The following is a 19,124-nucleotide window of genomic DNA, read 5'->3' as shown; positions in this document are numbered from 1 at the left end:
TGTTAGCGGGACTGCCTTGCGATGCTCGCGCCAAGGTGGGGCCGTGGAACTCACTGCGCGGATTTCATCCGCTTCGTTCAAACAACCACGGCCGGTCAGATGTTGACGCGCGCTGTCGCGCGCCCACCTCGGCCCTCCGCTTCTCAGCACCAACCAGGCGCCCCGCCGGATACCCGCCCGACTCCGACTCATCCCCGCCCCGCGCTGCCAGGCCAATCAAGCCACCCGACGCACGCCACTAATTCGCCCCCAGCCGCTCCGCCGTCCAACGCAGCAAATCCAGCCACATCTGCCGAATCTCCGCCTCTTGCGGCGTGCGAATGGCGCTCGGCAATTCGATGGTCACCACCGGCATCTTCTTGTGCACCCCACCATAGTTGCCCAAGCTGCCCGGAAAGATCCCCACTTGGTCCAGGTACAAGCGCCCCAGCTTCTGCGGTGGCGAGGTGGGCCCGTCAAAGTCCAGCACGCCATAAGGCGCGTGCACCGACACGATCAGGTCAGGCTTCCAGCGCTCCATCTCATCGAACAACCATTTCGACTCAGGCTCGGACAAGGGCTTGGGCCCCGGGTAACGACGCGGATCGTTCTTGGTCCGCTTGCTCCAGTACTGAGGCGCCTCCTTGTCCCAGTTGGGCGTGGGGAAGTTGCGGTTCAGATCCACACCACGGGCATTGGTGCGCTTGGGGCGAGCCAGCAGCATGCCGTCCGGGTTCATCAAGGGCACGAAACGCCAGTGGATATTGGACGGTGTCTCCGTGGAAGCGCGGATCCAGTGCAGCACCAGCGAGGTGGACGACAGCTCATCGCCATGCACGCCACCAATCACCAGCACGCGCAAGTGGGCATTGGGCGAGATCACGTCGCGCTGCATCAAGGCATGACCCTGGACCGACTTGGCGCCATTGGTCTGCAACTGCGCCTGCGCACACAAAGCCATCGGCACATTCGGCAGGCGGCCAGCGACCTGCTGGCAGAAGGCTTGGGGTGTCTGAATCAGCGCCATGGGCTGGGCCGGTGCGGCGGCCTTGTTGGGGGCGGCGTGTGCGCCAAGCGCCACGGCCCACATCACCCACATCGACACCAGTGAGGAACGAAAATTCATCGGGCGAGGTTCTTCAGGGCCAGTTTGATGCCATCGCTGACGGAGACATCGGCGGGCAATTGCTTGAGCGTGGCCTGCGCTTCCTTGTCGGTGTACCCCAGGGCCAGCAAGGCCTGCAGGATGTCCGACTGCGCGGCGCTGACCATGGAAAAGCCTGGCGCTGACAGGGCGGGGGCCAGCTTGCCTTTCAGCTCCAGCAACAGGCGTTCGGCCGTTTTCTTGCCAATGCCGGGCACCTTGACCAGGCGGGCCGCATCTTGGGCCGCCACGGCCTGCGCCAGCTCGTCGGTGCTCAGGCCCGACAGCAAGGCCAAAGCGATGCGGGGCCCCACGCCACTGATCTTGGTCAACTCGCGGAAGGAGGCACGCTCGCCCGCGGTCAAAAACCCATACAGCAGCTGGGCATCTTCGCGCACCACGAACTGGGTCAGCAAGGTCACGCGGGCGCCCAGTTCGGGCAGGTTGTAGAAGGTGCTCATGGGCACCTGCACTTCGTACCCCACGCCGTTGCAATCCACCAGCACGTGGGGTGGGGCTTTCTCGGCGAGAAGCCCAGTCAGGCGGGAAATCATCGGCGGAACAAGCCCAATCGTTGCGCTTCCAAAGCCGCTTCGGCACGCGAAGACACGTTCAGCTTGCGGTAGATCTGCTTGACGTAGTCGGCAATGGTGTGGCGCGACAGGTTCAGCTGCACACCGATCTCGGGCAGGGTGAAGCCCTTGGCAACGCGCAGCAGCACTTCGTTTTCGCGGTCGGTCAGTTGCACGTGCGGCGTCACCGAGTCAGCCTGCGAGATGTGCTGGTGGTGGGCCTGCGCGGTGAAGTACTTGATCACGCGGCGGGCGATGGACGGCGACAGCGGCGGTTCGCCCTGGCTGATGCGGTGCAACTGCTCGGCCAGTTGTTCGCGCGATTGCTCTTTCAGCAGGTAGCCGAAAGCGCCGGCCTGCAGGGCGGGGAACAAATGCTCGTCGTCGTCGTGGATGGTGACCACGACCGACTGCACATCGGGCTGCTTTTCGCGCAGGGCCTGCACCACTTCAACGCCGGAGCCATCCGGCAAACCCAAGTCGCACAGGGCCACGTCAAAGCGCACGGCGTTGACCAGTTCCAGGGCATCATGAACCCGTGCACTCTCACTGATGTGAGCACCCGGAAACACCTGAAGCGCCAGCGTTTTCAGCCAGGCGCGGATTTCAGGAAGATCTTCGAGCAACAAAATCTGCTTCATGGCCGAGGCCTCACATCAAGGGGTCGTGCCCAGGGGAGATCCCTGTGCACCATTGGGGATGCTAGCAGTGCTAGCCGCTTGCGTGTGCTCAAGGGGCACCTTCTGTTGCACGACGGCAATTTCAAGGGGCAAAGTGAGCCGAATGACGGTGCCAAAACCCGGCCCGGACTCGACCAGGCACTGCCCATTGAGCTGTTTGGCACGGTGCTTCATGCTGGTCATGCCATGGCCTCGGTCCAGGCGGCCGTCCAGCTCCATCGGAATGCCCTTGCCATTGTCCTGGATCACCAGCAAAAAGTCGTGGTGCTCCAGGTGCACATCGGTGTGGATGACCACGTGCGAGGCCTGGCTGTGTTTGATGATGTTGCTGACGGCCTCGCGGATGATCCGCGTGGTCTGCACATAGGTGCGCGCCGACAGGGGTTCTTCCACCTCGTCGATGGAATTGCGCCATTCGATCTCGATGCCCGATTGCCCCAGGCGAGACACCACCTCGGCCCGCCAGTCGGCCAAGGCATCAGACAGGACCATGGGCCGCCCGGTCAGGCCACGCACCGACAGGCGCATTTCTTCCAGCGCTTCGCGCGCCAGCGTGGAGATGCGGTCGTTGTCACTGGTGTGCACGATGGTCAGCAGCTTGGCGCCCAGGTCGTCGTGCAGATCGGCGGCGATGCGCTTGCGCTCTTTCTCGGCGATCTGCTCCACCCGAAGCTCGGCGATCTGGTTGAAGTTGCGCTCGATCTCGGCGCTGATCTCCTGCACGCGCTTCTCCAACTGGTTGCGTGCGCCCTCGGCGGTCTTCAAGGCACCCGCGTAGACCTGGATCAAACGCACGGCCACCACCGCGTACAACACCGGCATCACAAAGTAGGTGACGTGCACGCCCCAGACCCGCAGCAGCCCATTCTGGAAAAACAGCTCGATGCCCATCACGGCCGAAACCACCCCCAGGGCCACACTCATCAGCCAGAACTCCGGCTTGCGCGTGCGCCCCGAATGCCACAGGAAATAGCCGATGGCCACAAACAACTCCAGCGCAAACAGCACATACCAAAGGCGAGCGACCAGGAACAGGCCATTCACACCGACCAGCCACAGGCTGAGCGGCAGCAGCAAACACTGCGCCCACAACAGGGCATTGACCTGACGGGTCAGGTCGCGGGCTTTGCGGTTGCGCACGCCGTGTCCGGAATAGCCCAGCAGGAACTTGATGGCAAAGGCCGTCATGGGCGCGAACATCATCGCGACCAGGACCTCCGTGGAGGCGTTGGACACGGGCAGCTCGTTGATCCACCAGCGCCCCGTCATCAAAGACCAGCCAATGGTCAACAAGCCAAAATAGGTGAGGTAGCTGAGCTGGCGCACCCAGGCCAGGCCCAAAGCGAACAAACCCAGCACCACCAGGATGCCAGCGATGACTTGGGACACCGTGTTGGACCAGAACTCGTGGTCCTGGTGCATGCGTTGCATGTCTTGCAAGGGGCCCACGCGCACTTCGTCCAGGCCACCCGCACGCTGGCGGGCAGTCACGCGCTCGATCGGGTAACCGGTCACCTTCAAGTCCAGCTGGTTGGAGCCGGTGCGCAGCAAGAAAGTGGGCAGGGGCACCACGTGCGACTGGTCGCAGTTGCGCGCCACCGGCTCGGTCATGCGGCCACCCCGGTACAGCAACTGGCCATTGAGGTGGACCTCGACGTTGGAGCAGGCCCGCTCGATGTAGGCGGCCAACAGCTTGTCGGTGGTGGGTTGGAGGGGCGTTTCGAAATGAACCCGGTACCAGATGCTGCCCTCGTAGCTGGGGTGCGAGCGCGGCCATTCATCGGGCAAGCCGACGGACTGGCCTGGCTGGTCGATGGGATAGTGCGCCGCCGCACTGGCCACAGCCCAGGCATCACGGAACAGCAAGGTGGTGGCCCCGCCATCGGCCAGGGTCGGCTTGCTGAGGCGGATGGCCTCCTGGTTGAGCACCACCAGGCCCCAACCCACCACCCAGGCCAGCGCCAGGCCCAGCGTCAACAGCAGCCACTGCCCCGCCCGGCTGACCGGGATCACGGTGCCGGACGGCGTCTCGAGCGCGGCTTGGGCCGATGCGGCCGAACGCGTCCGATTCAACAGGTTTTGCCACCAGCGTTGCAACATGAATAACGTCAATCCCATGGCCAAAACTGCGCACCATGCGCAATGTCGGCCCCATTCTGCAAGATCCGTCACACTTTGATGCCCCGGTCAAGCGACAATTTGCGGGCTTTTTGTGCACCGATGCGTTCAACCCTGGGCCTTCCATGACCTTGCGCCACCGTTTCATCCCGCTCGACAACACCCGCCTGGCCCACTTGTGCGGGCCGATGGACGAGCACCTGCGCACCATTGAGGCCGCCTTGGGCGTGACCCTGGCCCGGCGCGGTGACCAGTTCCGCATCGATGGCGCCAAAGGGCGCCCTGAAGAAGCCCTGGAGATGCTGGAGACCCTGTACGCCAAATCGGCCCGGCAGATCAGCCCTGAGCAAGTGCAACTGGCGCTGGCCTCCTTGTTGGCCCAGCGCCAGAAGCCCACCCGCAGCAAGCGCGGCGCCAAGGACGCGGCGACCGAACCCGGCCCTGACGACGAGCCCGACGAAGGCCCGATGCTCAGCACCCGCCGCAGCGACCTGCAGGGCCGCACCACCAACCAGGTCAGCTACCTGCGCGACATCCTGACCCACGACTTGACCTTCGGCATCGGCCCGGCCGGCACCGGCAAAACCTTCCTAGCCGTGGCCTGCGCGGTCGATGCGCTGGAGCGCAGCATGGTGCAGCGCATCGTGCTGACCCGCCCGGCGGTGGAGGCCGGCGAACGCCTGGGCTTCCTGCCCGGCGACCTGTCGCAAAAGGTCGATCCCTACCTGCGCCCCTTGTACGACGCGCTGTATGACCTGATGGGTTTTGACCGCGTCACCAAGGCCTTTGAGAAAGGCCAGATCGAAGTGGCCCCGCTGGCCTTCATGCGCGGGCGCACGCTCAGCCACGCTTTCGTCATCCTGGACGAGGCGCAAAACACCACGCCCGAGCAGATGAAGATGTTTTTGACGCGCATCGGCTTTGGCACCAAGGCCGTGGTCACCGGCGACGTCAGCCAGATCGACCTGCCCAAGGGCGCGCGCAGTGGCCTGATCGAGGCCGAACGCATTCTGCGCAAGGTCACCGGCATCGCCTTCACCCGCTTCACCCCGCACGACATCGTGCGCCACCCGCTGGTCGGCCGCATCGTGCAGGCCTATGACCGCGACTTGCTGAACGACACCCCCACCGCATGAGCACTGCCAAACCGAATCTGAGCCTGAGCCTTCAATTCGCCGACAAGACCCACCGCGAGCACCTGCCGCGCCACAAGGTGGCCCGCTGGATCCGCGCCGCGCTGGCGGTGGATGGGGTTGATGGCGAGATCACCGTGCGCATCGTGGGAGAAGAAGAAGGCCGCGCCCTGAACCGCGACTTCCGCCAGAAGGACTACGCCACCAATGTGCTGACCTTCGACTACGCGCAAGAGCCGGTGGTCACGGCCGACCTGGTGATCTGCGCCCCCGTGATCGAGCGTGAAGCCCAAGAACAAGGCAAGGCGATCGACGCCCACTATGCGCACATGCTGGTGCACGGCACCCTGCACGCGCAAGGCTTTGACCACGAAGTGGACGACGAGGCCCTGGCCATGGAAGCGCAAGAGCGCGAGATCCTGGCCACGCTGGGCTTTGCCGACCCCTATTAGCAAACAAACAAACGTTTGAATACCTGCAATCGGGGCGGGCGAAAAGCGTGAAAGTGCCGATGCGTGCATTACTGCACGGTGGCAGGCACGCTCAAATGAGGGGGTGTTGGGGGGCACCCCCTGAACGGGTTAGAGCCCAGTGCGCAGAATCGAGACATCGGCCAAGCCAACCCCTTGAGGTCCCTGATGTCCCACCCCTCCAAAGCCAAGATCTACACCCGTTACCAAGCCTTGAACAGCATCACTGTTCAGGACATTCGGGACATGTTCAAGGTGTTTTGCCGCTACTACGACAATGTCGCGCTCGACCAGTTCGTGACCGACCTGGGCAAGAAAACCGGGGCCTTCATCGTGCGCCGCCAACGTGACGACGCCATCGTGGGCTTCTCCACCTTCGGCGTGTACCGCATGCAGGTCGATGGCAAGGAAATCAAGGGCGTGTTCAGTGGCGACACGGTGCTGGAAAAGGAGCACTGGGGCAACCGCGCCATCAACGCCGCTTTTGTGAAGCGCGTGCTGTGGGAAGCCGTCAAGAACCCGCTGACGCCTCAGTACTGGTTCCTGATCTCGAAGGGCTACAAGACCTTCTTGCTCTTGAGCCGCAACTTCCCCGATTACTACCCGCACCCCACGCAGAAGAACGACCACCTCAAGCACATCGCCGAGACGTACTGCGAGACGCTGTTCCCCGGCAAGCTGGACAAGGAATCGATGGTGCTGGACTTTGGCGATGGCTACAACTGCCTGAAGGGCGACGTGACCCCCATCACCCGCGAGTTGCGTCAGCAGGCCGACATCGCTTTCTTCGAGAAATGCAACCCTCAGTGGGAACGCGGCACCGAGCTGCCCTGCGTGGGCCGCGCTGATCTGAAGGCTTTTTTCCAGGTGATCATTCCACAGCTGTGGAAGGTGCTGGTCAAGCCTTCACGTGCCCGGCCTGAAACCGTGCGCGAACGTGCTGGTGCGGCCTGGGCCGATTCCAGCTTCGGCAAGGCCGTGGCACGGCATCGGGATGCGCTGTGGGGTTGACTTCACTTTGGCCACGGTATGTGGCTTAGGCTTTGACTCAGTGTGAAACGCTGTCAATGGAAATCGTGCCCTCAGGAAAATTTCTGAGTACCTTCTTGTCCATCGTCGCGAGCTTCACACCCAGCTTTTTTGCAAGCGCCACGAATTCGCAGTCGTAGGCAGAGCATTCGCTTGCCGTCACTAACTCCAGCACGTCATGTGAGTCAACGTCGTACTCACGTCCGCTAAGCAGTCCTTCCGCCTCTAGCTGGAGGGCGCATGCCTGGTCCAAGGTCAGCGCACCCCGCCTGATGTAGCCCGCCAAAATATTGCGGAACTCACTTCGCCAAAGCGGCGGTGCGACCCAATCAGGATCCTCGGCCAACAATTGTTCCGCTTGTGCCGTCAAGTCTCCCGGAAGGTACAGGCATGCCAGGATGTTCGAATCAACAACAATCACGCGCGCCCCTCATCACGCAAGCGTGTAATGTCATCGGCATTGAAGGCGCCCGTTGGCAACGCCTGGCGCAACTGTCGGGCTCTGGCCAAACGGTCTTCCACAGACATTCGCTGCGGGAGCAAAACAGCCTCAAGGCATACCAGCACTTCGCTGTTCAAGCTGCGGCGGTGCGCCTCTGCCGCGGCCTTCAAGCGCCCATATAGTTCGTCCGGAATGTTCTTCAGGGTCAATGTTGTGGGCATAACGCGATACAACCAAAATGGAACCATTATGGTTTCCAAGCTCGCCTTCGTCAAGTGCCAGCCTTGTCCACCGAGGTATGAGCCTGAACTGGCTACTGTATTGCCACCCAGGAATAAGTCACCCGCGAACTGCGCCAACAGGCCGACATCGCCTTCTTTGAAAAGTACAACCCCAGCGTGGAACGCGGCAAAGTTGCCTTGCGTGGGCCGCGTCGACCTGAAGGCCTTCTTCCACGTGATGATCCCTCAGGTGTGGAAGGTTGCCCGAAACCGTTCGGCAGCGCGCTGGCGGGGCGGCTGCGGCGCAGCTTGCGCGCGACGGCGCCGTCAGTTGCACCCAACGTGACGATGAGAGCCAAACTGCTTTGCAAATCCAGTGTAGTGGCCCCTCATCACTGATGAATGGAGCTGCCTCGGCAATCCGCACAACATGCTACGCACTCCGCAGAATCCGTGGTTGCTCATCTGAAAGAGAAGCTGAGGCCCGCCTTGGCCTCAAAAGGGGTAAAGAGCAGCACCAGCGGGAAGGCGACGACCACTGATGACGCCCCGAAAAAGCAACGTCAGCGCCCAAGCCCGCTCAAAAACCCCGTCGCCCCTTCGTGCAAGCAGCGTGGCTTGTACTGCCCCACCCGCTTGGCAATCGCCGCAATGTGCTGTGGCGTGGTGCCGCAACACCCCCCTGCGATGTTCAAGAACCCCGCCTTGGCAAAGTCCTCCAACAACCCGCCCGTGATCTCCGGCGTTTCGTCAAAGCCGGTGTCGCTCATCGGGTTGGGCAAGCCCGCATTGGGATAGCAACTGACGAAGGTGTCCCCTGCGATCTTGGTCAGCTCTTCAATGTACGGCCGCATCAGCGCGGCGCCCAAAGCGCAGTTCAGCCCAATGGCCAGCGGGTGCGCATGCCGCACCGAGTGCCAGAACGCGCCCACCGTTTGGCCCGACAGGATGCGGCCTGACGCATCGGTCACCGTGCCTGAGATGATGATGGGCAGGCGCTCGCCAGTGTTCTCAAACAACTCATCAAGCGCGAAGATCGCGGCCTTGGCGTTGAGCGTGTCAAAAATGGTTTCTACCAGGAAGACATCGCTGCCACCTTCGAGCAAAGCCTCGGCCTGCTCGTAATAAGCCTGCCGCAGGGTGTCGAAGCTCACATTGCGCGCGGCAGGGTCGTTCACGTCGGGGCTGATGCTGGCGGTCTTGGGCGTGGGGCCAATGGCGCCTGCCACAAAACGGGGTTTGTCAGGCGTGCTGTACTTGTCGCAGGCCAGGCGCGCCAGGCGGGCGCCTTCGAGGTTCATCTCGCGCGCCAGTTCGGGCAGGTCGTAGTCGTCCTGGGCCACGGTGGTGGCGCCAAAGGTGTTGGTCTCGATCAGGTCGGCGCCCGCAGCCAGGTACTGCTCGTGGATCTCGCTGATCACCTCGGGCTTGGTCAACTGCAAAAGCTCGTTGTTGCCCTTGAGGTCCTTGTGGTGCTCAAGGAAACGCGAGCCCCGGTAATCGGCCTCGGTCAGCTTGTAGCGCTGGATCATGGTGCCCATGGCACCGTCCAGGATGACGATGCGCTGGCGCATGATCTCGGGCAATTGGGCCCCACGGGTGTAGGGGCGGCGTTCCACCGGCAAGGTGGTTTTGGAGGGGGTGAGGATGGCGCTCATGCCCCCATTGTAGAAACCCCGTCAAGCCGCCGCAAAAAAGCGGTCAATTCGGCCGTCCCAGGCGCACCGGCGGCTCGGGCCGGGGCACCGCCTCACTGCTGCGCGCCCACAAGGCCATCTGCACCGGCGACATGGGCCGTGCGAACAAATAGCCCTGCAGTTCATCACAGCCAAAGCGCAACAGGATGTCCTGCTGGTGCGTGGTTTCCACGCCTTCGGCCACCACGTTCAGGCCCAAGGCGTGCGACAGGCGCACGGCCGCGTCCACGATGGCTTTGGCGTCTTCGTCATGCTCCAGGCTTTGCACAATGCTGCGGTCGATCTTGAGCTGGCAGGCCGGCAGCTTGCGCAATTGAGTGAGGTTGGCGTTGCCCATGCCAAAGTCGTCGATCGACACCTGAACGCCCAGGCGCATGAACTGCTCGAACAGGCGCACGCAGGCTTGCGGATCGGCCATGGCCGCGATCTCGGACACCTCGAACATCAAGCGGTCGGCCTGGATGCGCTGCGCCTTCAGGGCCTGTTCGATGCGATCGACCAGATCGACCTGGCGCACCTGGTGCACCGACAGGTTGATGGCCACGCGCAAGTCCAGGCCCTCGTCCTGCCAGGCGCGTTGCTGGCGGCAAGCTTCATCGATCACCCACTGGCCCAGCATCCCGATCAGCCCAAAGCGTTCGGCCACGGGGATGAACAGGCTGGGCTCGATCAGCCCTTGATGGGGATGCCGCCAGCGCAGCAAGGCTTCCACGCCGGTCAGGCGGCCGCTCTTGGTGTCCACTTTGGGCTGGTAGTCCAGCGACAGGCCATCACCGCCCAGGTCAAGGGCATGGCGCAGGTCGCGCTGCAGGTCGATCTGGGCTTCGCTGTTCACCGCCATGTGCGGCTCAAAAAACACGTGCATGCCGCCACCAGCCTGCTTGGCCACCGACATGGCCGCGTCCGCATGGGCGAGGAGCTTGGCGCGCGGGCCATGGTCCGGGTAGAGCACGATGCCCACGGAGCAGGACAGGCGCAAATCGCGCCCTGCCACCCGGATGACGTCGGCCAGGCAAGCCCGCAAACGCGCGGCCACCACGGCGGCGGCCGAAGCGTCCGGGTTGCCATCCAGCAGCATCAGGAACTGGTCGCCGCCCAGGCGCGCCACCGTGTCGGTTTGCCGCGCCTGCAGCGCCACGCGGCGGCCCACTTCGCGCAGCAGCTCGTCGCCAGCGCGGTGGCCATACGAATCGTTGACGGCCTTGAACCCATCCACGTCAATGAACAACACGCCCAATCGGCGGCCCGAGGCCTCGACCCGGCGCGCCGCGCCATCCAGCCGGTCTTCAAACAGAAGGCGATTGGCTAGGCCCGTCAACGGGTCGTGGTGGCTCAGGTCTTTCAAATTGACCGGCGCGGGCGGCGGCGTCAACGGCACCACGGAAGGACTTGCCCACAGGGCCTTGGCCCGGGCAATCCAGCGTTCAAACATCTGCATTCGATTCCCTCATGCGGGTACCAAGTGGATCGGGGCCATGGGCACGGCCTGCGCGACCATCCAGGCCCGCAGGTCAGGCTCGGCCATGGGCTTGGCAAACAGGAAGCCTTGCAATTCGTCGCAGGCCAGCTTGACCAGCACCTGGCGCTGCGCTTCGGTCTCCACGCCTTCGGCCACCACGGTCATGCCCAGGGCGTGCGACAGGCGCACCACGGCTTCGACGATGGCCTGCGCATCGGCGCTGTGGTCCAGGTCGCGCACAAAGCTGCGGTCGATCTTGAGTTGGCGCGCGGGCAGGCGGCGCAAATAGCTGAGGCTGGAATAGCCGGTGCCAAAGTCGTCGATCGACAGCTTCACGCCAATGCGGTCTAGCATGTCGAACACTTTCAGTGAAGCTTCAATGTCGTCCATGGCCACCGACTCGGTGATCTCCAGGATCAGCATGCCGGCGGGCAGGGCGTGGCGCGCCAGGGTTTCGCGGATGCGGCTTTCCAGGTCGTGTTCGCGCAGCTGGTGCGCCGACATGTTGACCGCCACCGGGATCTCCAAGCCCGCGTCCAACCAAAGACGCATGTGGCGGCAGGCTTCGTTCATCACCCATTGGCCCAGTTCGCCGATCAGGCCAAAGCGCTCGGCCACGGGGATGAAATCGGCCGGGCTGACGGGGCCGCGCTGCGGGTGCGTCCAGCGCAGCAGCGCCTCCACGCCCACCAGGCCCCCTCGCACCGCGTCCAGCTTGGGCTGGAAGTGCAAGGCCAACTCGCCGCGTTGAATGGCATAGCGCAGGTCGCGCTGCATCTCGACCTGCTTGGCACCGCTGATGTCCATGCCCGGCTCGTGCAGGCAATACACGCCGCCACCGGCCTTGCTCGCGGCCAGCATGGCCTCGTTGGCATGACCGATCAGTTGTTCCACCGTGACACTGTCCGGGTACAGGGCGATGCCGATGGAACAAGTGATGGTCACGTCCTCGCCATTGATCACGCAAGGCTGGCTCACGGCCAAGCCGATGCGGTGGGCCAGTTGGGCCACCGCGTGCTGGTCGGGCATGCTGGGCAGGAGCAGCATGAACTCTTCGCCATCACCGCGCGCTGGCGCATCAGTGTTGCGCACCAGCACCAGCAGGCGCTTGGCCACTTGGCGCAGCAGCTTGTCTCCCAGGGCGTGCCCATAAGTGTTGACCAGGGCGCGAAAGCCATCCAGGTTGATGCGCATCACGGCCAGGCACCCCGCGGGCGCCTCACCCGCCTCGTCCAGCGACTGGATCACCTCGCGCAGGTGATGCTCGAAACCTGGTCGGTTGAGCAGGCCGGTCAGGGCATCGCGGTGGGCCGCCCCCTCCAGCTCGGTGTGCGCCTGCCGGAGCGAGGACAGCAGTTGGGCATGCTGGTGGCGCAAACGCGTGTCCAGGATCGTGCACAACTGCACCCCCATCAGCAAGACGCCACTGACCAGGGTGACCAGCCAATCCAGGTGAGTGCCCGACAACTGCTGCGCGCTCAGGCACACGGCGCCCACCGGCACACCCGCAGATTCCAGCATGAGCAACTGGGACAAGTGCACCGCACTGCCCACCACCAACGCCACCTTCGCCTGGTTCCAGAATGTCGCCTCGCGCAACAACTCTCGCCGCAGCATGACCGAGGCCAGGACGTTGCCGAGCAGGATGACGGCAAAAGACGCCAACAGCCAAAGCGGGTCCCAGACCACCTCGGGTTGCAAGACCATGGCGGACACGTTCAGATAGGTCAGAAAACCAAAGCCCAGGGCCCCGAGCAGCCCGGCGGTGACGCGCTTGTCCATGGGCTGATGAACCCGGCTGACCGACCAGATGAGCACGGCACAGATCAGCACCGCCGGCAACCACGCGGCCATCACGACGGCCGGCAGATAGCCCACCTGGATGGGCAACTGGCGACTGAGCATGCTGATGAAGCCTTGGGCCCAAATGCCCGTGCCCACCGTCACAGCGCCGCCCATCCACCAGCCAATTCTCACGTCACGGTCCGAAGCCCGCACGCGGCGAATCACCAGGGTCATGACGTAAATGGCGTAAACCGCCAAGAACCACGCTGCGGTCAGTGCAACGCCGTCATGGCGGACGACCAACAGGTCTTGAGGCATCAGCCCTCCGCGGCCACGTAAATCCAGATTACAGGGGTAGTCTGGTTACATTTCGGCGGCGGCTGCCAGGACTTGAATGGCTGGGAGGCTGATCTGCCTAATGCATCACGACTGGCTGTTGAGCCAGGCCGGTGAAGCCTTCCAGGTAGGCGTCGAACTCTTCGACGCTGGGCGAGGTTTCAATCAGGGCATCGACCCCCACCTTGAAGCTCTCAGCCAGGGCGCCTTCGATGAACAGTTCCTTGCGGGCGAACTTGTCCACGATCTCGTAACCACCTCGGGTGAGGGTGCTGACGACCGAAGGGGGAACCGGGAACTCATCCGCAGCCAACTCGATCTGAACGACCGCGTAGTTGTCGGAGTTGTAAAGCATTTGCATGGACTGCACTCCAGATTCATGGGCTTGTCTCTCAGATGGGGACACAGCAGGCAAGCGCAAGCTCATGATGACGTTTCCTTCGACAGGAACACCCCCCGACTTGAGGGCCCGCCAGCCCCATCAACGGCTCGCCTGTGGCTAATTGCACGACAAGTGCCGCACCAACCCCCTCAAACACGGGGGCGTGTTTAGCCCTCCAGCCCATGCTGCAGCACACCACCCCCGACAGAGGGATATGGCCACCCCATGGCCCCTCCTACATTAGCGATCACACAACAAGCTGTCATCACGTTTGAAGTGGAGAGGGGAGTCGATAACGGGGCTTGATCACATGGCGGTGACGTGAGGAACGCATCACACGCCCACAACACCAAGGACAAGCTTCCACAGTTCCAGTTCTTTTCACGGATTGAACACCGCCCCGCCCTTTCGGCGGGGTTTTTTTTGGCCCTTCGAAATCTCAGGCCCAGCTCAACCCCTCGTGATGCGGCTGATCGCCGGGAAATACCAGGCGTGGGGCAGGTGCCGCAGCAGCTTGAGCCACAGGGTGAAGCGCCATGGAAAGTGAATCTCGAAACGACCCGCGTGCCAGCCCGACACGATCTCGGCGGCGGCCTGCTCGGGCGTCAGCAGGGCGGGCATGTCGAAGTCATTGCCCGCCGTCAGCGGCGTTTGCACAAAGCCCGGGTTGATCACTGACACGCCGATGCCCAAAGGGTGCAAGTCCAGGTAGAGGCACTCGGCCAGGTTGTTGAGCGCGGCCTTGGTCGGCCCATAGGCCATGGCCTTGGGCAAGCCGCGAAAGCCCGCCACGCTGCCGACCAGGCTGAGGTGCCCTGCCCCCTGGGCGGTGAGCAAAGGCAAAGTGGCGGCCAGCACATGCAAGGCCCCCACGTAGTTGATCTGCTGGTGGCGCAGGGCCTCGCCCAGGTCAAAGCTTTGTGCCCGCATGGCCTGGTAGTGGCCTGCGCAGTAGACCACCATGTCGAGCCGCCCCGATGACGACTGCGCCTGGATGCGCGCGGCCGCCTCGCGCACCGCCACCGCATCGGCCACGTCCAGCGCTTCGAAATCGCTGCCGGGGTGCGCCACCACAAAGGACTGCAAGGCCTGCACATTGCGCGCCGACACGATCACGTGCGCGCCCTTGGCGTGCAGCAGGGAGGCCGTGGCGCGGCCAATGCCAGTCGAGGCCCCGATCAGCCAGACGGTGCGGCCTTGCCAAACGGTGATGCGTGGGTTGAGGGCCATGTCAGGCTTTCATCGTCAAGGCTTGTGGAAGGACAAGGTCACTTCACCCAGGTGCAGCCCGAACTTGCTCATGGCGGCCCTGTTGAGCATGGTGTGCTGGTCCATCAGGTACATCCAGTCGTTGAACTGGACGTCGTAGGTCTTGCCATCCACGGGCAGGCGCAGGGTGTAGGCCCACTGCAAGGCGTTGCCTGCGGCGTGGCCTTGCGCTGTGCCGACCACGTCATCGGCCTGGCCGGTGTAGCGGCCCTGGCCATGGTCGGTGATGCGCCAGACGCGGCGCTGCTGGGTGCCATCGCTGTAGCTGAAGTCTTCTTCCAGCACGCCTTGGTCACCGGTCCAGCGGCCCACCATCTGCACGGTGAAACGCTTGACGACGCGGCCCGAGCGGTCGGTGAAGATGCCGTGCGCGGTGAGCGGGCCATTGAAGTACTGACGCAAATCCAGCGTGGGCTTCTGGTCGGCGTAGTCGGCCGGGGTGGGCGCGCTGGCGCAGCCCATCAGGCTCAGCGCCAGCAACAAGGCCAGCCATTTGGATCGTGAGATGGTGCGCATGGGGTGAGGTGCTTTCATTCGAGGTTTTGGCGGCGCCACAAGCGCCACCACAAGGCCAAAGCCAACAGCTTGAACAAGCAAGGCAAGGCGCCATAGGCCCAGCTCAAGGCCTGCAAGGCTTGCGGATCACGCGCGCCAGGCCCATAGCCCCACCACTGCAAGGCGGGCAACGCCAACCCTGCGGCCAGGGCCAGGTTGAGCTTGGTCGCCAGTTGCCACCAGCCCGCGTAGGCGCCCTCGGCTTGGCCCGCGTGGCCCGCCCGCTGGATCACGCCCGTGAGCAAGGTGCCGGGCACGGTGAGGTCGGCGCCCAAGGCCAGGCCACTGGCCACGCAGACGGCCAGGTAGCCCACAGCATCACCCGCGCCAATGGCCAGCACACCGATGAAGGTGACCACGTTCAGGGCCATGCCACCGGCCCAGGCGTTGGAGGGGCCAAAGCGTTTGATCAGCTTCAACCAGACCGGGACGCTGGCCGCGCCCATGACGAAGTAAGCACCCAGGAACAGGGGCGCCCAACTGGGGGCCTGCACGCGGTCGTTGATGAAAAACAGCACCAGGGTGGCCGGAATCGCGCTGGCGATGCCATTGACCATGAACAAGGCCATGAGGTGGCGGAATTCACGGCCGCGCCAGGGCAAGGCCAGCGACTGGTCGGCGGGCAGCAAAGCAGCATGTGCCCAGGTCTTGCGCGGCACGGGGGCCTTGCTCAAGGCCCACACCCCCACGGCCAGGCTGATCCACAAAACGATGGTGGTGACCAACAGGCCCGCTTGCGTGGCCAGCACATTGGCCAGCAGCACACCCACCAGGCCCAAGCCCTCGCGCCAGGCCACCAGGCGCGACCTTTGCACCGCCGAGCCCCCCAGGCGACTGCCCCAGGCCTGGTGCACCACACTGGCGAGGCTGAAGGCCACGAAGGTGCCCATCAACGCCACGGCACACCACAGCATCAAAGCCGTGTTGCCTTGCACCGCCGGGAAGAACAAGGCCGCAAAGCCCGCCCCCAAGACCAAAGCCGCCACGGCCGCCGCCTTCAAGGCGCGGGGAGGTGACCACTGCGCGTCCACCCAACGGCCCAGCACCGGATCGATCACCGCATCGAACAAACGGGTGCCCAGCAAGACCAGGCCCAGCAGCGCCAAGGGCACGCCCAGCTGCGCGTAATGCGAGGGCAGCATCACGTACAAAGGCAGGGCCACGAAGGCCAAAGGCAGGCCCAGCAAACCATAGCGGGCCGAGGCAGCGTGGGGCAGGGGCGCGTCAGACACCGAGCAAGTCCCGCCGAAAGGCTGGTGCCGACGTGGCACCGGACAGCCAGATGCCGAAGAACAGCGTGGCAAAGCGCTTGTCCTTGATCGCCTGGGTGGCCTGACCATTGAGGAAGAAGCTGGCCGCCCCTTCCACTTGGTACAGGCCGGTCAAACGGTCGCCCTCGCGCACATCCGCAAAGGCCGCTGTCATGGCCTGCAACCACCGCTGTGCATCTGCCTCACTGAGCGTGGTCTGGCGGCGCATCTCTTCAATCGATCGTTCAGCGATGTCCCTCGCCTTGAGGCTGCGCGCGTAGATCAGGCTCAAGGCAAAGGGTTGGTTGAACAGCTTGGCCGCGTCAAAGGCAGGCAGCACCCACAACTGCGCGTCGTACACGTGGAAGCCGTAGTAACGAAAGCGCGAGCTGCCTTGCAGGCGGGCTTGGGGCAGGTGCTGGGTCAGCTCGGGTGGCGTGGGGGTGTCGCGGGGTGCATTGGCTTGCGCCCGCGCCATCGGGCCCAGCCAGCTCGCCATGCCGAGGGCCCCCGCGCACCGCAAGGCTTGTCGGCGTGATGCCTGGTGAGCGCTGTGTGGCAAGCTCATGGCGCGGTCAAACCCGGCGCAGTGTGTACTGCACGACATTGGTGTTGCCCATGTCAAAAGCCGCTTCGCAATAAGCCAGGTAAAACTCCCAGATGTGCTGAAAGCGTTGGTCAAAGCCCAGGCGCTGAACGCTGTGCAGGTGCTGGATGAAGTCGGCGCGCCAGCGGCGCAAGGTCTCAGCGTAGTCGGGACCAAAGGCCATCGAGTTCACCACCTCCAGGCCGGCCTTGCGGGCCTCAGCCTTGAAGGCGGCATCGCTGGGCAACAATCCGCCAGGGAAGATGTACTGCTGGATGAAGTCGGTGGAGTTCACGTAGCGATCGAACAGGTCATCACGGATGGTGATCGTTTGCAGGCAGGCACGGCCGCCCGGCTTGAGGCAGCGCTTCAAGGTGGCGAAGTAGCTGGCCCAATACTCCTGACCCACGGCCTCGAACATCTCGATGGACACGATGGCATCGAAGGGCTGATCCTGGATGTCGCGGTAATCCTGCAAGCGCAGGTCGGCCTGATTCGACAAGCCCGCATCCACCATGCGCTGCTGCGCCCAGGCCAGCTGTTCGGACGAGAGCGTCACGCCGGTGACATGGGCGCCGCAATCGCGTGCGGCCACCTCGGCCAAGCCGCCCCAGCCGCAACCGATTTCCAGCACGCGCTGGCCGGGCTGGTCTGCCGTCACGCCCGCCTCATGCAAGGCCCGCAGGATCTTGGCCTGCTGGGCCTCGGGCATCGAACGCGAATGGTCGCCGTCGAACCAGGCGCTGGAATAGCTCATGGTCGGGTCCAGCCACAAGCGGTAGAACTCATTGCCCAGGTCGTAGTGGGCCTGGATGTTCTTGCGGCTGTTGGCCTTGGAGTTGTGCCGCAGCAGGTGGCGCACGCGGTACAGCAAGCGGCCCCACCAACTGCCGTACACGGCGCTTTCGATGTGGTCCCGGTTGGCAATGAACAGCTTGAGCAGCGCCGTCAGGTCGGGCGTGGTCCAGTCGCCGGCGATGTAGCTTTCGGCAAAGCCTATGTCGCCCGACTTCATGGCGGCAGAGCACACCTTCCAGTTGTGCAGACGCAAGGCTGCGCGCGGCGCCTGTTCAGCGGCCTGGCCAAAATGCGCGGTGCTGCCATCGGGCAGTTGCAGGTCCAGACTGCCCACTTGCAGGCGCGCCAGCAGCCGCATGGCCATGCGGGCCGAGGCAGGGGCATCCTGGGGCAGTTGAGTAGCGTTGGAATGCTGAAGCGTGGTCGATCGGTTCATGGTGTGGTCTGGCCATGCGGCCCGGTGACGAGTTCGGTGGGAGGGGCGGGTTTGGTGCGCAAGGGCACGCCCTTGACCCATACGCGCAAGGCCTGCCAGTGGATGCGTGCCACCACGCCCACCGTCATCAAAGGCCAGCCCCAAAAGGCGCGAAGCACGCTGGCGCGGGTCAAGGGTTCGAGCCGCCCACTCAGGCTGGTCTGCAGGACCGGTCCTTCGGCATCGTCATGATCAATGCGAACCACGATGCGATCCTGCGCATTGCGCATGAAGCGAAAACGGTAGGTGCCCGTCACCTCGCAAAAGGGTGACACGTGGAACACCTTGTCGGCCGTGATCTCGCGGCCCCAGCCCAAGGCCGGCCCGTGCAGCAGATAGCAGTGCCGCTCGCCAAAAGTGTTGTTGACCTCGGCCACCACGGCGGCCAGGCTGCCATCCCTGCGGTGCACATACCAAAAGCTCACGGGCTTGAACACGTGGCCCAGCACCCGTGGGTAAGTCTGCAGCCAGACCTCGCCCTCGCTGATGTCGGGATCGCCGAGGCCCTCTTCTCGCAACAAGCCATCCAGCCAGGCCAAGGCATCAGGGCCACCCACACCATGGTCGGCATCGTGAAAGCTCAACAGGCCGAAGCGGTTTCGCTGGACGTCATCCGACGCTTGCCGACGCAAGGTGCGCAAAGGCAGCATCCAGAAGTAACTGGGATAGACAAAGGCATTGCGCGCGGGCTTGAGGCGGGTGTGGCGCACCTGCCCAAAGCCGATCAGGGGCCGATGCGGCAAG

The 19,124-nt window shown here is 63.8% G+C and carries 19 protein-coding genes; 3 read left to right on the top strand and 16 right to left on the bottom strand.

All coding sequences use genetic code 11. The features are described 5' to 3' along the window. Window positions 1–238: 238 nt before the first annotated feature. From PSV38_RS02380 to PSV38_RS02365, 4 genes are read right to left on the bottom strand one after another with little or no spacing between them, the layout of a single operon-like run. Window positions 239–1,105: a M14 family murein peptide amidase A gene (locus PSV38_RS02380; RefSeq protein WP_300544429.1), complete on the bottom strand. Its 867-nt coding sequence runs from the start codon at window positions 1,103–1,105 to the stop codon at window positions 239–241. Then, window positions 1,102–1,677 (bottom strand): Holliday junction branch migration protein RuvA, encoded by a 576-nt coding sequence (gene ruvA, locus PSV38_RS02375; protein WP_300544427.1) that lies wholly within the window; start codon window positions 1,675–1,677, stop codon window positions 1,102–1,104. The genes PSV38_RS02380 and ruvA overlap by 4 nt, the downstream gene beginning before the upstream one ends. After that, window positions 1,674–2,336: a response regulator transcription factor gene (locus PSV38_RS02370; RefSeq protein WP_300544424.1), complete on the bottom strand. Its 663-nt coding sequence runs from the start codon at window positions 2,334–2,336 to the stop codon at window positions 1,674–1,676. The genes ruvA and PSV38_RS02370 overlap by 4 nt, the downstream gene beginning before the upstream one ends. A 15-nt stretch (window positions 2,337–2,351) precedes the next feature. Further along, window positions 2,352–4,475 (bottom strand): ATP-binding protein, encoded by a 2,124-nt coding sequence (locus PSV38_RS02365; protein ID WP_300544422.1) that lies wholly within the window; start codon window positions 4,473–4,475, stop codon window positions 2,352–2,354. A 143-nt stretch (window positions 4,476–4,618) separates the two neighbouring features. Between PSV38_RS02365 and PSV38_RS02360 the strand changes: the two genes are divergently transcribed. The 3 genes from PSV38_RS02360 (at window position 4,619) to PSV38_RS02350 (ending at window position 7,107) form a co-directional block, all read left to right on the top strand. Next, the gene (locus tag PSV38_RS02360; RefSeq protein WP_300544420.1) at window positions 4,619–5,629 is read left to right on the top strand and encodes a PhoH family protein; all 1,011 of its coding nucleotides are present in this window, start codon (window positions 4,619–4,621) and stop codon (window positions 5,627–5,629) included. Further along, window positions 5,626–6,078 (top strand): rRNA maturation RNase YbeY, encoded by a 453-nt coding sequence (gene ybeY / locus PSV38_RS02355; protein WP_300544418.1) that lies wholly within the window; start codon window positions 5,626–5,628, stop codon window positions 6,076–6,078. The genes PSV38_RS02360 and ybeY overlap by 4 nt, the downstream gene beginning before the upstream one ends. A gap of 186 nt (window positions 6,079–6,264) precedes the next feature. Beyond that, window positions 6,265–7,107: a hypothetical protein gene (locus PSV38_RS02350; RefSeq protein ID WP_300544416.1), complete on the top strand. Its 843-nt coding sequence runs from the start codon at window positions 6,265–6,267 to the stop codon at window positions 7,105–7,107. Between the two features lie 37 nt (window positions 7,108–7,144). Here PSV38_RS02350 and PSV38_RS02345 read toward each other — a convergent pair whose 3' ends face one another. The 12 genes from PSV38_RS02345 to PSV38_RS02290 all read right to left on the bottom strand — a co-directional run bounded on the left by PSV38_RS02345 (window position 7,145) and on the right by PSV38_RS02290 (window position 19,123). After that, the gene (locus tag PSV38_RS02345; protein ID WP_300544414.1) at window positions 7,145–7,546 is read right to left on the bottom strand and encodes a type II toxin-antitoxin system VapC family toxin; all 402 of its coding nucleotides are present in this window, start codon (window positions 7,544–7,546) and stop codon (window positions 7,145–7,147) included. Beyond that, window positions 7,543–7,842: an Arc family DNA-binding protein gene (locus tag PSV38_RS02340; protein WP_300544412.1), complete on the bottom strand. Its 300-nt coding sequence runs from the start codon at window positions 7,840–7,842 to the stop codon at window positions 7,543–7,545. The genes PSV38_RS02345 and PSV38_RS02340 overlap by 4 nt, the downstream gene beginning before the upstream one ends. 509 nt (window positions 7,843–8,351) lie before the next feature. Further along, on the bottom strand, window positions 8,352–9,437 hold the full coding sequence (locus tag PSV38_RS02335) for a homocysteine S-methyltransferase family protein (protein WP_300544486.1): 1,086 nt from the start codon (window positions 9,435–9,437) through the stop codon (window positions 8,352–8,354). Between the two features lie 52 nt (window positions 9,438–9,489). Further along, on the bottom strand, window positions 9,490–10,923 hold the full coding sequence (locus PSV38_RS02330; protein ID WP_300544410.1) for a bifunctional diguanylate cyclase/phosphodiesterase: 1,434 nt from the start codon (window positions 10,921–10,923) through the stop codon (window positions 9,490–9,492). A 9-nt stretch (window positions 10,924–10,932) separates the two neighbouring features. Beyond that, window positions 10,933–13,047 carry an EAL domain-containing protein gene (locus PSV38_RS02325; protein ID WP_300544408.1) on the bottom strand — a complete coding sequence of 705 codons (2,115 nt, stop codon included), beginning with the start codon at window positions 13,045–13,047 and terminating at the stop codon, window positions 10,933–10,935. A 97-nt stretch (window positions 13,048–13,144) separates the two neighbouring features. Next, complete coding sequence (locus tag PSV38_RS02320) at window positions 13,145–13,426, bottom strand: DUF3567 domain-containing protein (RefSeq protein ID WP_300544406.1); 282 nt, start codon at window positions 13,424–13,426, stop codon at window positions 13,145–13,147. Window positions 13,427–13,897: 471 nt separating this feature from the next. Further along, on the bottom strand, window positions 13,898–14,677 hold the full coding sequence (locus PSV38_RS02315) for an SDR family NAD(P)-dependent oxidoreductase (protein ID WP_300544404.1): 780 nt from the start codon (window positions 14,675–14,677) through the stop codon (window positions 13,898–13,900). A 15-nt stretch (window positions 14,678–14,692) separates the two neighbouring features. Beyond that, on the bottom strand, window positions 14,693–15,232 hold the full coding sequence (locus PSV38_RS02310) for a DUF3833 domain-containing protein (RefSeq protein ID WP_300544402.1): 540 nt from the start codon (window positions 15,230–15,232) through the stop codon (window positions 14,693–14,695). A gap of 14 nt (window positions 15,233–15,246) precedes the next feature. Continuing rightward, complete coding sequence (locus tag PSV38_RS02305; protein ID WP_300544400.1) at window positions 15,247–16,503, bottom strand: MFS transporter; 1,257 nt, start codon at window positions 16,501–16,503, stop codon at window positions 15,247–15,249. Next, window positions 16,496–17,089 (bottom strand): chalcone isomerase family protein, encoded by a 594-nt coding sequence (locus PSV38_RS02300; RefSeq protein ID WP_300544397.1) that lies wholly within the window; start codon window positions 17,087–17,089, stop codon window positions 16,496–16,498. Before PSV38_RS02300 ends, PSV38_RS02305 begins: the two co-directional genes overlap by 8 nt. A gap of 7 nt (window positions 17,090–17,096) precedes the next feature. Next, entirely contained in the window at window positions 17,097–18,341 is a 1,245-nt protein-coding gene (locus PSV38_RS02295; RefSeq protein ID WP_300544395.1) for a cyclopropane-fatty-acyl-phospholipid synthase family protein, read from the bottom strand. Continuing rightward, a complete protein-coding gene (locus PSV38_RS02290) occupies window positions 18,338–19,123 on the bottom strand; it encodes a DUF1365 domain-containing protein (RefSeq protein ID WP_300544484.1) in 786 nt (261 codons plus the stop codon). Before PSV38_RS02290 ends, PSV38_RS02295 begins: the two co-directional genes overlap by 4 nt. Window position 19,124: the final 1 nt, after the last annotated feature.

The sequence above is a fragment of the Aquabacterium sp. genome (assembly GCF_029946005.1).
GTDB lineage: Bacteria > Pseudomonadota > Gammaproteobacteria > Burkholderiales > Burkholderiaceae_C > Aquabacterium.
The sequence above is the reverse complement of the archived record's forward strand: the minus strand, read 5'-3'. Positions and strand labels throughout refer to the sequence as shown.

Bases quoted from the DNA above. Each gene is read 5' to 3' on its own strand.
- PSV38_RS02320 (WP_300544406.1), bottom strand. From the start codon at position 13,426: ATGCAAATGCTTTACAACTCCGACAACTACGCGGTCGTTCAGATCGAG.
- ybeY (WP_300544418.1), top strand. From the start codon at position 5,626: ATGAGCACTGCCAAACCGAATCTGAGCCTGAGCCTTCAATTCGCCGAC.
- PSV38_RS02315 (WP_300544404.1), bottom strand. From the start codon at position 14,677: ATGGCCCTCAACCCACGCATCACCGTTTGGCAAGGCCGCACCGTCTGG.
- PSV38_RS02380 (WP_300544429.1), bottom strand. From the start codon at position 1,105: ATGAATTTTCGTTCCTCACTGGTGTCGATGTGGGTGATGTGGGCCGTG.
- PSV38_RS02350 (WP_300544416.1), top strand. From the start codon at position 6,265: ATGTCCCACCCCTCCAAAGCCAAGATCTACACCCGTTACCAAGCCTTG.
- PSV38_RS02325 (WP_300544408.1), bottom strand. From the start codon at position 13,047: ATGCCTCAAGACCTGTTGGTCGTCCGCCATGACGGCGTTGCACTGACC.
- PSV38_RS02370 (WP_300544424.1), bottom strand. From the start codon at position 2,336: ATGAAGCAGATTTTGTTGCTCGAAGATCTTCCTGAAATCCGCGCCTGG.
- PSV38_RS02365 (WP_300544422.1), bottom strand. From the start codon at position 4,475: ATGTTGCAACGCTGGTGGCAAAACCTGTTGAATCGGACGCGTTCGGCC.
- PSV38_RS02310 (WP_300544402.1), bottom strand. From the start codon at position 15,232: ATGCGCACCATCTCACGATCCAAATGGCTGGCCTTGTTGCTGGCGCTG.
- PSV38_RS02300 (WP_300544397.1), bottom strand. From the start codon at position 17,089: ATGAGCTTGCCACACAGCGCTCACCAGGCATCACGCCGACAAGCCTTG.
- PSV38_RS02330 (WP_300544410.1), bottom strand. From the start codon at position 10,923: ATGCAGATGTTTGAACGCTGGATTGCCCGGGCCAAGGCCCTGTGGGCA.
- PSV38_RS02360 (WP_300544420.1), top strand. From the start codon at position 4,619: ATGACCTTGCGCCACCGTTTCATCCCGCTCGACAACACCCGCCTGGCC.
- PSV38_RS02295 (WP_300544395.1), bottom strand. From the start codon at position 18,341: ATGAACCGATCGACCACGCTTCAGCATTCCAACGCTACTCAACTGCCC.
- ruvA (WP_300544427.1), bottom strand. From the start codon at position 1,677: ATGATTTCCCGCCTGACTGGGCTTCTCGCCGAGAAAGCCCCACCCCAC.